At 71.5% G+C, this 13,760-nt stretch carries 11 protein-coding genes and 2 pseudogenes; 9 read left to right on the top strand and 4 right to left on the bottom strand.

Going from position 1 to position 13,760, the window contains the following annotated elements; all coding sequences use genetic code 11:
* Positions 1-132 precede the first annotated feature (132 nt).
* The 3 genes from pcaDC to SGFS_RS14885 all read left to right on the top strand — a co-directional run bounded on the left by pcaDC (position 133) and on the right by SGFS_RS14885 (position 2,973).
* Entirely contained in the window at positions 133-1,434 is a 1,302-nt protein-coding gene (gene pcaDC / locus SGFS_RS14895; RefSeq protein ID WP_286250586.1) for a bifunctional 3-oxoadipate enol-lactonase/4-carboxymuconolactone decarboxylase PcaDC, read from the top strand.
* A 47-nt stretch (positions 1,435-1,481) separates the two neighbouring features.
* On the top strand, positions 1,482-2,117 hold the full coding sequence (locus SGFS_RS14890) for an MBL fold metallo-hydrolase (protein WP_286250584.1): 636 nt from the start codon (positions 1,482-1,484) through the stop codon (positions 2,115-2,117).
* A 76-nt stretch (positions 2,118-2,193) separates the two neighbouring features.
* Complete coding sequence (locus SGFS_RS14885; protein ID WP_286250582.1) at positions 2,194-2,973, top strand: exodeoxyribonuclease III; 780 nt, start codon at positions 2,194-2,196, stop codon at positions 2,971-2,973.
* A gap of 99 nt (positions 2,974-3,072) precedes the next feature.
* Here SGFS_RS14885 and SGFS_RS14880 read toward each other — a convergent pair.
* Positions 3,073-4,870: pseudogene (locus SGFS_RS14880) on the bottom strand (SGNH/GDSL hydrolase family protein).
* 221 nt (positions 4,871-5,091) lie between these two features.
* Here SGFS_RS14880 and SGFS_RS14875 point away from each other — a divergent pair.
* On the top strand, positions 5,092-5,547 hold the full coding sequence (locus SGFS_RS14875) for a DUF6278 family protein (protein WP_286250581.1): 456 nt from the start codon (positions 5,092-5,094) through the stop codon (positions 5,545-5,547).
* 144 nt (positions 5,548-5,691) lie between these two features.
* Complete coding sequence (locus tag SGFS_RS14870) at positions 5,692-6,435, top strand: amino acid ABC transporter ATP-binding protein (RefSeq protein ID WP_286250580.1); 744 nt, start codon at positions 5,692-5,694, stop codon at positions 6,433-6,435.
* 308 nt (positions 6,436-6,743) lie between these two features.
* Here the strand turns inward: SGFS_RS14870 and SGFS_RS14865 are convergent.
* A pseudogene (locus SGFS_RS14865) lies at positions 6,744-7,099 on the bottom strand (CocE/NonD family hydrolase C-terminal non-catalytic domain-containing protein); the annotation flags it as partial.
* 51 nt (positions 7,100-7,150) lie between these two features.
* On the bottom strand, positions 7,151-7,903 hold the full coding sequence (locus SGFS_RS14860; RefSeq protein ID WP_286250578.1) for a hypothetical protein: 753 nt from the start codon (positions 7,901-7,903) through the stop codon (positions 7,151-7,153).
* 195 nt (positions 7,904-8,098) lie between these two features.
* Between SGFS_RS14860 and ggt the strand changes: the two genes are divergently transcribed.
* Entirely contained in the window at positions 8,099-9,904 is a 1,806-nt protein-coding gene (ggt, locus tag SGFS_RS14855) for a gamma-glutamyltransferase (protein ID WP_286250577.1), read from the top strand.
* A gap of 109 nt (positions 9,905-10,013) precedes the next feature.
* On the opposite strand, the gene map is transcribed toward ggt, so the two are convergent.
* Positions 10,014-10,781 (bottom strand): type I methionyl aminopeptidase, encoded by a 768-nt coding sequence (gene map, locus SGFS_RS14850; protein ID WP_286250576.1) that lies wholly within the window; start codon positions 10,779-10,781, stop codon positions 10,014-10,016.
* 73 nt (positions 10,782-10,854) lie between these two features.
* On the opposite strand from map, the gene SGFS_RS14845 reads away from it, so the two are divergent.
* From SGFS_RS14845 to SGFS_RS14835, 3 genes are all read left to right on the top strand, one after another.
* Complete coding sequence (locus tag SGFS_RS14845) at positions 10,855-11,106, top strand: helix-turn-helix domain-containing protein (RefSeq protein WP_286250575.1); 252 nt, start codon at positions 10,855-10,857, stop codon at positions 11,104-11,106.
* A 166-nt stretch (positions 11,107-11,272) separates the two neighbouring features.
* Positions 11,273-12,709, top strand: coding sequence for a hypothetical protein (locus SGFS_RS14840; RefSeq protein WP_286250573.1), 1,437 nt, complete (start codon positions 11,273-11,275; stop codon positions 12,707-12,709).
* Between the two features lie 199 nt (positions 12,710-12,908).
* Positions 12,909-13,751 (top strand): nitrilase-related carbon-nitrogen hydrolase, encoded by an 843-nt coding sequence (locus SGFS_RS14835; protein ID WP_286250572.1) that lies wholly within the window; start codon positions 12,909-12,911, stop codon positions 13,749-13,751.
* Positions 13,752-13,760: the final 9 nt, after the last annotated feature.

Genomic DNA, 13,760 nt, shown 5'->3' with positions numbered 1-13,760 from the left:
CTCCGGCGGCGGCCGTATGACCTGGGCTCCGGTGAAGGCGGTGTGAGAGTTGCCCGGTGATGTTCGGGAGTCGTCAGGGCGGATTCGGGGGCCAGGGACCGAGCACCGAGGAAGTGACGTTAGCGTGGAATCGTGAGTGAGACGACGACCCCTGCCCTCCAGTACCGCTTCGACGGGCCGGACGACGCCCCGGTTCTCATCCTCGGGCCCTCGCTCGGCACGACGTGGCACATGTGGGATAGGCAGATTCCGGAACTGACCAAACAGTGGCGGATCTTCCGGTTCGACCTGCCCGGCCACGGCGGCGCCCCCGCGTACCCCGCCGGGTCGGTGACCGAGCTGGCCGCACGGCTGCTGGCCACGCTCGACGCCGTCGGCGTGCAACGCTTCGGCTACGCGGGTTGCGCGCTGGGCGGCGCCATCGGTGTCGAGTTGGCGCTGCGCCACCCGGAGCGCCTCGCCTCCCTGGCGCTGATCGCCGCCTCGCCGCGCTTCGGCACGGCCGACGAGTTCCGTCAGCGCGGCGTGATCGTACGGACGAACGGCCTGGACCCGATCGCCCGTACGTCCCCGGACCGCTGGTTCACGGGCGGGTTCGCGGCGGCGCAGCCCGCGATCACCGAGTGGGCCGTGCAGATGGTCCGCACCACCGACCCCGGCTGCTACATCACGTCCTGCGAGGCGCTCGCCTCGTTCGACGTGCGCTCCGAACTCGGCCGCATCGGCGTGCCCACCCTCGTCCTCGTCGGCTCCGACGACCAGGTCACCGGCCCCGCCGAGGCCCGCACGCTCGTCGCGGGCATCCCGGACGCCCGTCTCGCCGTCGTCCCCGGGGCCTCGCACCTCGTCCCGGTCGAGCAGCCCGCCGCCGTCACCGACCTCCTCGTCCGCCACTTCTCCACGGCCTGGCAGCCCGCCTACGACTCCACCACCGGCCAGATCGCCATCCCGGCGGCCCCGGCCAAGCAGGTCCTCGCCGCCGTCCCGCCGCAGACCGGCCCGATCGCCGAGATCGCCCCGGCCGCGGCCGTCCAGCCCGAACCGATGGGCAGACCGGACCCGTACGACGCCGGCCTCAAGGTCCGTCGCGAGGTCCTCGGCGACGCCCACGTGGACCGGGCGCTGGCCTCCGCCGACGAGTTCTCCGGCGACTTCCAGGAGTTCATCACCCGCTACGCCTGGGGCGAGATCTGGGACCGGCCGGGCCTCGACCGCCGTGCCCGCAGCTGCGTCACACTGACCGCGCTGGTCGCGGGCGGCCACATGGACGAGCTGGCCTTCCACACCCGCGCCGCGCTCCGCAACGGCCTCACCCCGAACGAGATCAAGGAAGTCCTCCTCCAGGCGGCCGTCTACTGCGGTGTACCGGCCGCGAACAGCGCGTTCAAGGTGGCCCAGCAGGTCATCCGCGAGGAGACCACCCCCGAGGAGTGACGTCGGCGGGTGCGCGCGCCGCCGGTGGCCGGAGGCAGGATGGACTCATGAAGCTCACGAAGAAGTCGCACGCCTGCGTCCGTCTGGAGAAGGACGGACGGACGCTCGTCATCGACCCGGGCACGTTCAGCGAGGAGGACGCGGCGGTCGGCGCGGACGCCGTCCTGGTCACGCACGAGCACCCCGACCACTTCAACGAGGCCCGGCTGCGCGCCGCCCTGGAGGCGAACCCGGCCGCCGAGATCTGGACGCTGCGCTCGGTCGCCGAGAAGATCTCGGCCGCCTTCCCGGGCCGGGTGCACACCGTCGGCCACGGCGACACGTTCACGGCGGCCGGCTTCGACGTCCAGGTCCACGGCGAACTGCACGCCGTGATCCACCCGGACATCCCGCGCATCACCAACGTCGGCTACCTCGTCGACGACGGCCGCGTCTTCCACCCCGGCGACGCCCTCACCGTCCCCGACCACGCCGTGGAGACGCTGATGCTCCCCGTCATGGCCCCCTGGAGCAAGATCTCCGAAGTCATCGACTACGTCCGCGAGGTCAGGCCACAGCGCGCGTACGACATCCACGACGCCCTCCTCACCGACCTCGCCCGCCCGATCTACGACAACCAGATCGGCGCCCTGGGCGGCACGGAACACCTCCGGCTCGCCCCCGGGGCCTCGGCGGACGTCTGAGCCCTGACCTGGGCCGACAGCCGAGAGGCCACCGGGCGGGACGGCGTTGTCGGACCCGCCCGGTAAGTTGTGAGGCATGCGCATCGCGACCTGGAACGTGAACTCGATCACCGCCCGCCTCCCGAGGCTCCTGGCCTGGCTGGAGAGCAGTGGCACGGACGTGCTCTGCCTCCAGGAGGCCAAGATCGCCGAGGACGGCTTCCCGTTCGACGCGCTGCGCGACGCGGGCTACGAGGCGGCGGTGCACGCCACGGGCCGGTGGAACGGCGTGGCGGTGATCTCCCGGGTCGGTCTGGAGGACGTCGTCAAGGGCCTGCCCGGCGACCCCGGCTACGAGGGCGTCGAGGAGCCCCGCGCCCTCTCCGCGACCTGCGGCCCGGTCCGCGTCTGGTCGGTGTATGTGCCGAACGGCCGCGAGGTCGACCACCCGCACTACGCGTACAAGCTCCAGTGGTTCGAGGCCCTGAAGGCCGCCGTCGCAGGTGACGCGGCGGGCAGCCGCCCCTTCGCCATCATGGGCGACTACAACGTGGCGCCGACGGACGACGACGTGTACGACGTGACCGTCTTCGAGGGCCTCACACACGTCACCCCCGCCGAGCGCGCAGCCCTCGCCTCCCTCCGCGAGGCCGGCCTCTCCGACGTCGTCCCACGCCCCCTGAAGTACGAGCACCCCTACACGTACTGGGACTACCGCCAGCTCTGCTTCCCCAAGAACCGAGGCATGCGCATCGACCTCGTCTACGGCAACGAGCCGTTCGCGAAGTCCGTGAAGGACGCGTACGTGGACCGGGAGGAGAGAAAGGGCAAGGGAGCCTCCGACCACGCGCCGGTGGTCGTGGACCTCGACGTGTAGCTCGTCGAAGTCACCTGAGCGGGCCCAGATCCACCGTCCTCATCGGAGCGGGCCCAGGTCCACCTACCTCACCGGAGTGGGCCCGGGCCCACCGACGTGTCATCGGAGCAGGCTCAGATCCACCGACTCGGCCAGCGCCGCGAGGCCCGCGTCGCCCGGATGCAGATGGTCCCCGCTGTCGTACGCGGGAAGCATCCGGGCCGGCCGCTCCGGGTCCCTGAGCACGGCGTCGAAGTCGAGCACCCCGTCGAAATCCTCGGCGCCGCGGATCCACTCGTTCACCGCGACCCGCTGGGCGTCAGCGGCGGCCGTGCACCGGCTCTCGCCCTCGCAGGGCGCGATCGTCGCCACGAGCATCCGCAGGCCCCGCTCGTGCCCCCGGGCGGCGATCTCGCGCAGCCCGGCGACGACCTGGTCGGCGGTCGCGCCCCAGCGGACGTCGTTGACGCCCTGGAAGACGACGGCGGTCCGGGCGGAGGTCTGCGCGAGGACGTCACGGTCGAGGCGGTGCAGGGCGCTCACGCCGCCCGTGTCGGTGGAGACACCGTCGCCCGGATAGCGGTCGGTGACCACACGGTTCGCCGAGATCCCCCTGGTTGAGGACCCCGTAGCGCGGGACCTCGTTCTGGTCCCGCAGCCGGTCGGCGAGGATGTCCGGCCACCGGCGGTTCGCGTCCACCGTCGACTTCTCGCCGTCGGTGATCGAGTCGCCGAGCAGCACGACGGACCCCGGACCGCCGCCCACGTCGACACCGGTCAGCAGCGGCCAGGCCGAGATCGTGGACGTGTACGCCGCCGCCGAGCCGTCGCCCGCGTGATCGCCCGGCTCACTGACGTACGACGTCTGCTGGGCGAGCCGGTGCGTCGGCGCCGCCGTCACCGTGCCCGGCAGATGGAAGCTCACCAGCAGATCGGCGTCCGAGGGCACCTCGAAGCCGAGCGGATCGCTGAACACCTGTGCCCCCGCCGGGATTTCGGTGCCCGCCGCACCCCCGAAGGACAGCGGCACCGGCGTGCTCCGCGCCGCCGCGCCCTCCCCGCGCAGGGCCACCGTCGCGCTTCCGACCCGTACCGGCGTGGACGCGAAGGTGTTGTCGAGCCGGATCCGTACCCGGGGCCCGCCCGCCGAGGTGTGGACGACGAGCCGCACCGTCCGGTCGGTCCAGGGACCCACGGCCGGGTAGCCGGAGGTGGAAGCCGCCCAACTCCCCGTCCAGCCACGCGAGTCGGGCCGCACCGACAGGGCGAACACATGCAGGTCCCGATTGCGCGGCAGGGTCACCGAGGCGACCTCGCGTCCTCGGACGACCGGCACGGTCACGACGTACAGCCGTGCCTTCTCGGCGAGTTGGCCGCCGGGCGTGTTGATGTGGGGGAGTGCCACGGCCTTGGTGGCGAGGGGGCCGGTGCGCCAGTCCGGGGCGCTCAGTCGGTACGAGGAGCGGCTGCCGCCCGTGTAGCGGACCGTGCCCGTGCCGGTCGCGTCGGCGCCGCCCGTGCCGGCGACGAGGAAGGCGAGGGCGTCACCTCGGCCCCGTACGCGGACGGACTGCCCGGCGGCGCGTACGTTGTCCGGCTCGCCCGCCGTGCCGCGCGGCCAGGTCAGGCGCGTGCCCTGGACGGTGAGCGCACGGCCGGGTGTCCAGCCCGCGGTCGTGAGGTCCTGGGCGGAGAGGGAGCCGCCGGAGCCGTCGAAGTCGGCGTCGGCTGGTCTCGCGTCGTCACTGACGGCGGTGTTGTCGAAGAGCCGCTCCAGCGGGGCCGGTTCGGCCGCCGTGCCGGTGGCCGCCCGTGCGGAGGCGACAGGTGCGCCCGTCGCCAACAGACCCAGTACGACGGCCGTACCCCAGACGCGTCGACGCACGCGTGACCCCTCCCGTTCGCTGATGACGCCCATGGCCGTGTCCGCGGAGTCCAGCCTGCCCCGCTGCCCCCCCACGACGGCGCAGGGCCCGCCCTCAGGGCGTACGACGGGACTTTGGGGACACGGCCATGAAACTAAAGAGGCGCCAGGGAACCGTCAATGAGGCGGGCCCCAACCACGGGCGAACTCCCTGCGAACAGGCGGTGCCCGCGCGCCTGTGGTGCGAAGGGCGGTGCGAATGACACGCTGATCGCATGAAGCTCTCTTTCCTGGGCAACTGGCGCAAGAGGCATCGCCCCGCCTTCGGGGTCGGCGTGCTCTCCGTGGGCGGTGACGGGGATGACGGCGACGGTCATGAGGGCCTCGCCGAACTCCTCTCCGAATGCGAGCTGCTGCGTGAGCAGGCCCGGCGCACGGGGGTCGAACTCGACGATTCCGCCGCCTCGTTGGAGGCGCTCGACCAGCTCGTCCCGCGCTGGCGCGACGACGAGGAGACCCTCGCCTGGCTGGGGAACGACGCCGGGCTCTACCTCGGCACCGTCGTCGTCCGCACCGTGCCGGGCGCGCGCTGGGAGATCTGGCCGAACGGCCAGCCCGTGGTGAGGCTGGCCTCCGGCCGGGAGATCGACGTGGTCGAGGCCGGCCACGAGTGGGCTTCCAGCGGCGTACCGGAACTGTCGCAGCTGTACGCCGAGGTCACGGAGGGATGACGGGCGGAGCTCAGGAACGGTCGTCGTAAATATGCAAAATGCCCTGTAAGTGCGTGTCGCGTAATTGGTCGACTCCCGTCTGGATAGTTTGCGGCACCTGCGACATGACACGGCCGAGAGCGAAGCGAGTAGGGCGGGCAGGGCATGGCTGTCGATCCGCTGATCGAACTGCGTGACGTGAACAAGTTCTTCGGTGATCTGCATGTCCTCCAGGACATCGACCTCACCGTCGGCAAGGGAGAGGTGGTCGTGGTCATCGGCCCCTCGGGGTCGGGGAAGTCGACGCTGTGCCGGGCCATCAACCGGCTGGAGACCATCCGTTCGGGCGAGATCCTGCTCGACGGGCAGCCGCTGCCGGACGAGGGCAAGGCCCTCGCGGCACTCCGCGCGGACGTCGGCATGGTCTTCCAGTCCTTCAACCTCTTCGCCCACATGACGGTCCTGCAGAATGTCTCGCTCGGTCAGATCAAGGTGCGCGGACGGAAGAAGGAGGAGGCCGACAAGCGCTCCCGTGAACTCCTCGAGCGGGTCGGCCTCTCCGACCAGGCGTCCAAGTACCCGGCACAGCTCTCCGGCGGCCAGCAACAGCGTGTGGCCATCGCCCGCGCCCTCGCCATGGACCCCAAGGTGATGCTTTTCGACGAGCCCACCTCGGCCCTCGACCCGGAGATGATCAACGAAGTCCTCGAAGTCATGCTGCAGTTGGCGCGCGAGGGCATGACCATGGTCGTCGTCACCCATGAGATGGGCTTCGCCCGCTCGGCCGCCAACCGTGTCGTCTTCATGGACGACGGCCGGATCGTCGAGGACCGCAATCCCGACGAGTTCTTCACCACACCGAACAGCGACCGCGCCAAGGACTTCCTCTCCAAGATCCTCAAGCACTGACCGGTACGGGTGCCCAGGGAGTACGGGCCCTTGCGCGCCCGCCTGTTCGGCCGCCGCGGGCGCTTCGGCCTGCCCTGGCGGGGACCGGCACAGGACCCCCACCGGAGTGGCGTCGGACCTCGACTACGATGAGCGGTTCATCCACCTGGGGGTGAGCGAGGCCGTGGGCGCCACCCCGGCCGAAGCAGAAACGCCGCTGCCGCCGTGCAGGGGCCAGGGGGTTCGTGGAAGTGCCGGGCGCCGCGGGTGCTGTGCGGCACCTCGACAACACCCCCTAGGGGCCAGGCCCGCCCGGCGGCAGCCGGAGATCACTGCTCGCGCAGCGGGACCGACGCGTACGACGGGTCGTTCGGCGGCGAGGGGAAGGTCAGCTGCGCGCCGGACGGGTTGTGCTCGATGTGGAGCGGGTCGACCGTGTCGACGACCAGGGCGAGACGGTGGCCCGCCGGAACGTCGTAGGCCGTGGAGAACAGCTCCAGGTCCACGCCGAACGGCTTCCCGGGTCTCCGCCCGTGGAAGGTGTGCGGGCATGCGTGACCAGCTTGCCGAGGCCGAGCGGCCCCACGTCGCAGACGTACGCGACGAGGGTGCCGCTCTCCTCGGTCGGCGTGGCCGCGGTGTGCAGCCTCGCGGTACCACGCACGTACCGCGCCTTCGGGTACTTCTCCGCATTTCACACGACCACAGTCGCGAAGCGTGACCGTGGCCCAGCGCGCTACGCGCGGTGCGACGTCTCTGCCGGTGCCGGCGTCGCCGGGGTCTGCGCCGCGCGGGTGACGTCCGCGACGAGTTCGACGACGTCGGGACCGTACGCCTGGGAGTTGATGACCTTGAGGAGGAGGACGAAGTTGCCCGTGCCGTGTTTGCGCAGCAGCTTCTCGTGGTGGCGGGCCAGATACCGGGTCGCCGCCTGGTTGGTGATCGCGCGCTGGCCGCAGAAGAGGAAGACGGGGCGGGCCTGGTCCCGCTGGCCCGTGGTCAGCCGGGCCAGGATCACATGCTCGGTGACGCCGGGCTCCAGCCGGTAGCGGTCGCCGCCGATCTGGAAGGCGCCCCGGTCGGGGCCGGGCTCGGGGTCGGTGTTGAACCGTATGCCGGGCAGCATCGCGGCGAGGTGCGCGGCCATGCGGCGATTCGAGCCGGGTCCGCCCACGCAGAACTCGGTGCGTTCGCCGAAGCCCTGCTGGGCGACGTCCTGGGTGACGATCTGCGCGTGCGCACCGCAGTCCTTGATGAGCGCGGAGAGCTCCAGCAGCGCGAACACGTCGAAGCGGTGTACCGCCAGATCCGCGCTGGACGGGTCGCGGTTGACCACGAGCAGGGACTCGGAGTTCTCGGGCAGCCCGAAGAAGTTCTGCTTGCGGCGGAGCTTACGTTTCCACAGGTACGTCCGGACGAACCAGCCCAGCGAGGCACTGATGCCCGCCGCGATCACGCCGAGGACGATATTGCGCACGTCGTCATTCATGGCCGCGCATGGTAGCGGGCGATGCCGCGCACTGGCCGAACCCATGTCCGATTGCCTGTTCGGTTCCCGGCTCTCCGCTCCCGATCCACGTGCTGTTGCAGGTGTGTTGCGGGAACGCGCCGTGGCCGATTCGCACCTCACGAGCCCATGGCAACCGCGTTACTCTGCGCGGACGGTCATTGACTGGAGGTACGGATGCGTCTGCGTCGCCCTGTCGCGCGGAAACTGGCGGTTCTGGCGGCCACGGCCGCCGTCGTGTCGGTGGGGGCGGCACCGCCGACCTCCGCCCCGGCGGGCACGGCCGAGAAGACGCCTCTCGCCGTCGGCTACGGCGGTGCCGTGGCCAGCGTCGACGCGGACGCCTCGGCCGCCGGTATCGAGGTGCTCAGAAAGGGCGGCAACGCCGTCGACGCGGCGATCGCCACGGCCGCCGCGCTCGGCGTCACCGAGCCGTACTCGTCGGGCATCGGCGGAGGCGGCTACTTCGTCTACTACGACGCCAAGTCCCGTACGGTGCACACCGTCGACGGCCGTGAGACGGCGCCCCTGAGCGCCGACGAGAACCTGTTCGTGGAGAACGGCCAGGCGATCCCGTTCGCCGACGCCGTCACCAGCGGACTCGGCGTCGGCACCCCCGGCACCCCCGCCACCTGGCAGACGGCGCTGCGCAGCTGGGGCAGCAAGCCGCTGGCCAAGCTGCTCAAGCCCGCCGAGAAGCTGGCCCGTGACGGGTTCACCGTCGACGCCACCTTCCGCGCGCAGACCGCGTCCAACGAGACCCGGTTCAGATACTTCCCGGACACCGCCGAGTTGTTTCTGCCCGGCGGGCAGCTGCCGGTGGTCGGCTCGACCATCAAGAACCCCGACCTCGCCCGTACGTACGAGAAGCTCGGCCGCGAGGGTGTCGGCGTCCTCTACCGGGGCGACATCGCGCGGGACATCGTCGACACGGTCAACAAACCGCCCGTGGACCCGGGGTCCGGCTACAACGCCCGCCCCGGCGACCTGACCGCGGGCGACCTCGCCGCCTACCGCACCAAGCGCCAGGCGCCCTCGAAGGCCTCGTACCGCGGACTTGGCGTCTACTCCATGGCCCCGTCCTCCTCCGGCGGTACGACGGTCGGCGAGGCCCTCAACATCCTGGAGAGGACCGACCTCTCCAAGGCGAGCGAGGTCCAGTACCTGCACCGCTACATCGAGGCCAGCCGGATCGCCTTCGCGGACCGGGGCCGCTGGGTCGGCGACCCCGCCTTCGAGGACGTACCGACGAAGGAACTGCTGTCGCAGCGGTTCGCCGACTCGCGCGAGTGCCTGATCAAGGACGACGCGGTGCTCACCAGCCCCGTGGCGCCCGCCGACCCGCGAGACCCCGCCGCCTGCCCGACCGGCGGTACGGCCGCCCCGACGACGTACGAGGGCGAGAACACCACGCACCTCACGGTCGCCGACAAGTGGGGCAACGTCGTCTCGTACACCCTCACCATCGAGCAGACCGGTGGCAGCGGCATCACCGTGCCGGGCCGTGGCTTCCTGCTCAACAACGAGCTGACGGACTTCTCGTTCGTGCCGGCGAGCCCGGCCGTCCACGACCCGAACCTGCCCGGTCCCGGCAAGCGCCCGCGCTCGTCGATGTCGCCGACGATCGTGCTCGACAAGCACGGCAAGCCCGTCGTCGCGCTCGGCTCCCCGGGCGGCTCGACCATCATCACCACCGTGCTGCAGACGCTGACCGGCTTCGTCGACCGGGGCCTGCCCCTCGTCGACGCGATCGCGGCACCCCGCGCCAGCCAGCGCAACCAGACCACCACGGAACTCGAACCGGGCCTGTGGACCAGCCCCCTGAAGAGCCAACTCGAAGCCATCGGCCACGGCTTCCGCCAGAACCCCGAGATCGGCGCCGCGACAGGCGTCCAGCGCCTGCCGAACGGCAAGTGGCTGGCGGCGGCGGAGACGGTACGACGGGGTGGCGGTTCGGCGATGGTGGTGCATCCGGTGGGGTGACTCGCCACTTCCCCGCGCCCCTGGTCACCAAAGGGGCGCGGGGTCACCAAAGGGGCGCGGGGCCGCATCCACGTGCGGCTCCATCGCGTCGGCGCGAGCAGCCACCGGCCTACCTGGCGGTCAGAACCCGAGGCCCCGTCTCGGTAATGGCTACGGTGTGCTCCACATGCGCCGCCCGAGACCCGTCATCGGTCCGCAGCGTCCACCCGTCCGGCGCCGCGTGGAACCCGTCACCACCACCACCGATCAGCATCGGCTCGATCGCCAGCACCAGCCCGTGCCGCAAGGGCAAGCCCCGCCCCGGCCGCCCCTCGTTCGGCACCGCGGGGTCCTCGTGCATCCGGCGCCCGATACCGTGCCCGCCGAAACCGTCCGGGATCCCGTACCCGGCGGCGCGGCACACCGAGCCGATGGCGTGGGCGATGTCGCCCATGCGGTTGCCGACGACCGCGGCCTCGATTCCGGCGGCGAGCGCGCGCTCGGCGGTCTCGATCAGCCGCAGGTCCGCCACGCGCGGCTCGCCCACGACGAAGCTGATCGCCGAGTCCCCGGCCCAGCCGCCCAGTTCGGCGCCGAAGTCGATGGACACGAGGTCGCCGTCGCGCAGCCGGTACGAGGTCGGGATGCCGTGCACGATCGCGTCGTTCACGGAGGCGCAGATCACGGCCGGGAACGGGGTGGGGGCGAAGGAGGGCCGGTAGCCGAGGAACGGCGAGCCCGCGCCTGCCGCGCGCAGTACCGAGTGCGCCACCTCGTCCAGCTCCAGCAGGGAAACGCCTACGTCGGCGGCCTTGCGCACCGCGCTGAGCGCCTGTCCCACGACCTGCCCGGTCTCGTACATCGCGTCGATCGACGCGTCCGTCTTCAGTTCCACCATGCCAATTACTATACCGATTCTCTCCAATTATTATACCGGTCGAGTGAGAGGCCGGCGGTATTAGAATGGGGTCATGGTGCGCACCCCTCTCACCCCCGAAGAGCGCGAACGCGGCGAGCGGCTCGGCCGGTTGCTGCGCGACGCCCGCGGTGGCCGCAGCATGGCGGACGTCGCGGCGGACGCCGGCATCTCTCCCGAGACCCTCCGCAAGATCGAGACCGGCCGCGCCCCCACCCCGGCCTTCTTCACGATCGCCGCGCTGGCCCGCACGCTGGGCCTGTCCATGGACGACCTCGCCGGACAGTGCGCGCTGGTCGTCCTGTAGACGACCCCCGGCTGCCGACGCCCGCCGGTCGAGGCGTCACGCGCGGCCGTCGAATGGTCTCTCACAGCACATCGGGTCCGCTCCGAAAACTTCACGTAGCCCAGGCGTAACACAAATGGTGTTTTCTAGCGGACCGGAGCACTCCAGTCTGCCGGGGAGTCGTGCGATGGCTGTAGATCAACTCCCGGGTCAGGTATGGGAGTTCGCGGGATACCTGAACAAGCTCATGACCAAGCTCGACCAGCGCGGCGGTTGGTGCGCCGTGTTCTGGCAACGCGACCCCGACGGCATGCGCGCCTGCCTCGACGGCACGGAGGTCCCGCCCTGGGACGTCGTGCAGGCCCTCCTCCAGGACGTCGCCACCGCGTACGGTCCCGCCGCGGCGGCCCAGGAGACCGACCGGGCGCACCCGCTGCACCAGGCCTCGATCGCCGCGTACGACTCCCGGCCCGGCGGCCGGGACGCCCTCGGCGACCGGCTCGACATCATGCTCCGCGAACAGCGGTACGCCGCCGAACGCACCGCCGAGCTGACCCGCCGCCTGAGCTCCGCCGCCACCCAGGAGGAGGCCGAGGCTCTCAACCTCGACCTGGCCTGGGCCCACGACGACCACGACCGCGCCACCGCCCGCTGCGCCGAACTGCGCACCCGCATCGAGAACCTCGACCGCCGCGCCCCGCACCTCCCCGTGCGGGGCGCGACGAGCTTCCCGGCCGACGCGGCCGGAGAGGTCTTCCGGGTACCGGACCGGCGGGACACGTCCGACACCTCGGACCCGGCCACCCCGGAGCCCCTCGCCGCCCCCGAGGCCGAGGCCCCCGACCCCGCCCCCGAGACACCCGCCCCCGCCAAGCAGCGCCCCAAGCGCCGCCCCCGAGGCGGTGCCCGGTTCGCCGGTGCGACGGACGAGGACGACACCCCGGCGGCCCCGGCCCCGGAGACGGAACCCGCCCCGGCCCCCGCCGCGCCCAAGCGCCGTACACTCCGAGGCGCCCGCTTCGCCGGGGTCGCCGAGAAGCCCGAGCCCGCGGCGGCGCCGCAAGAACGGCAGCCGCGGCGGGAGGCGCTGGACGAGGAGGCCCGCCGCGAGGTCACCGCAACCGTGGAGGACCTGCTCCGGCTGCGCCGCGAGGGCCGCAGCGGCGAGGCGCACGCGCTGCTGGTGGAGATCGCCCACTGGCCCGCCGCCCGCTACCCGCTGCTCGCCGCCGCCCTGCACCGCGCGGGCCTCGGCGCCGACTGGGCCACCCTCCTGTGGGAGGCCGCCTCACTGCCCGCCGACAAGCTGGTCGCCGCCGCCGACGCGCTGACCGTGGCGGGCCGCACCACGGACGGCGAGCAGATGCTGCGCCAGGGCGTCGCCCGGCCCGCCGACGAGATCGGCGCGGCCGTTCTCGAGCTCGCCGCCGAGGGCCGCGACCGGCAGGCGCGCGCGCTGCTCGACGCCTACGTGCGCGTGCGTACGCCCGAGGAGGCGGCCCGCAGCGTCGAGGCCCGGCCCGGCCGCCTGGTACCGCTCCTGCTGGCGGCGGCCCGCGGGGTGTCGGACGACCGGTACCGGGACATGGTGCACGCCCTGCGGGTCGCCGGGTTCACGACCTGAGTCCGCGCCACGGGCGTCGGCGGGTTCGTCGCCCGAAACGCCGGGGTAATCACCCACTGGAGTGCGAAACGTGATCGACTCGACCGGTTAACGACGATGGTCTTGCCCAGCCCGTCGACGGGGCTTACTTTCGAGCCTCTACTGCCTTCGTCTACGGGCGTAGAGGCTCTCTGACGTCCCCGCCGAAGGAGCAGCTCACATGGCCGACGTCGTACGCGCCGCCCTCGTCCAGGCCACCTGGACCGGCGACACCGAATCCATGGTCGCCAAGCACATCGAGCACGCCCGCGAGGCGGCCCGGCAGGGTGCCAAGGTGATCGGCTTCCAGGAAGTCTTCAACGCCCCCTACTTCTGCCAGGTCCAGGACCCCGAGCACTACGCCTGGGCGGAGCCGGTGCCCGACGGGCCGACCGTCACCCGTATGCGGGAGTTGGCCCGCGAGACCGGCATGGTGATCGTCGTCCCGGTCTTCGAGGTCGAGCAGTCAGGCTTCTACTACAACACCGCGGCCGTGATCGACGCCGACGGCACCTACCTCGGCAAGTACCGCAAGCACCACATTCCGCAGGTCAAGGGTTTCTGGGAGAAGTACTACTTCAAGCCCGGCAACCTCGGCTGGCCGGTCTTCGACACGGCCGTCGGCAAGGTCGGCGTCTACATCTGCTACGACCGGCACTTCCCGGAGGGCTGGCGCCAGCTCGGCCTGAACGGCGCCCAGCTCGTCTACAACCCGTCCGCGACCCACCGCGGACTCTCCTCGCACCTCTGGCGCCTGGAGCAGCCGGCCGCCGCCGTCGCCAACGAGTACTTCGTCGCCGCGATCAACCGGGTCGGCATCGAGGAGTACGGCGACAACGACTTCTACGGCACCTCGTACTTCGTCGACCCCCGCGGCCAGTTCGTCGGCGAGACCGCGAGCGACCAGACCGAGGAACTCGTCGTACGGGACCTCGACTTCGACCTCATCGAGGAAGTACGCAAGCAGTGGGCGTTCTACCGGGACCGCAGGCCCGACGCGTACGAAGGACTCGTACAGCCCTGACGTGGGCAC

The organism is Streptomyces graminofaciens (genome assembly GCF_030294945.1).
Classification (GTDB): domain Bacteria; phylum Actinomycetota; class Actinomycetes; order Streptomycetales; family Streptomycetaceae; genus Streptomyces; species Streptomyces graminofaciens.
Note: the sequence above shows the minus strand (reverse complement) of the source record. Positions and strands in the feature narration are given on the sequence as shown.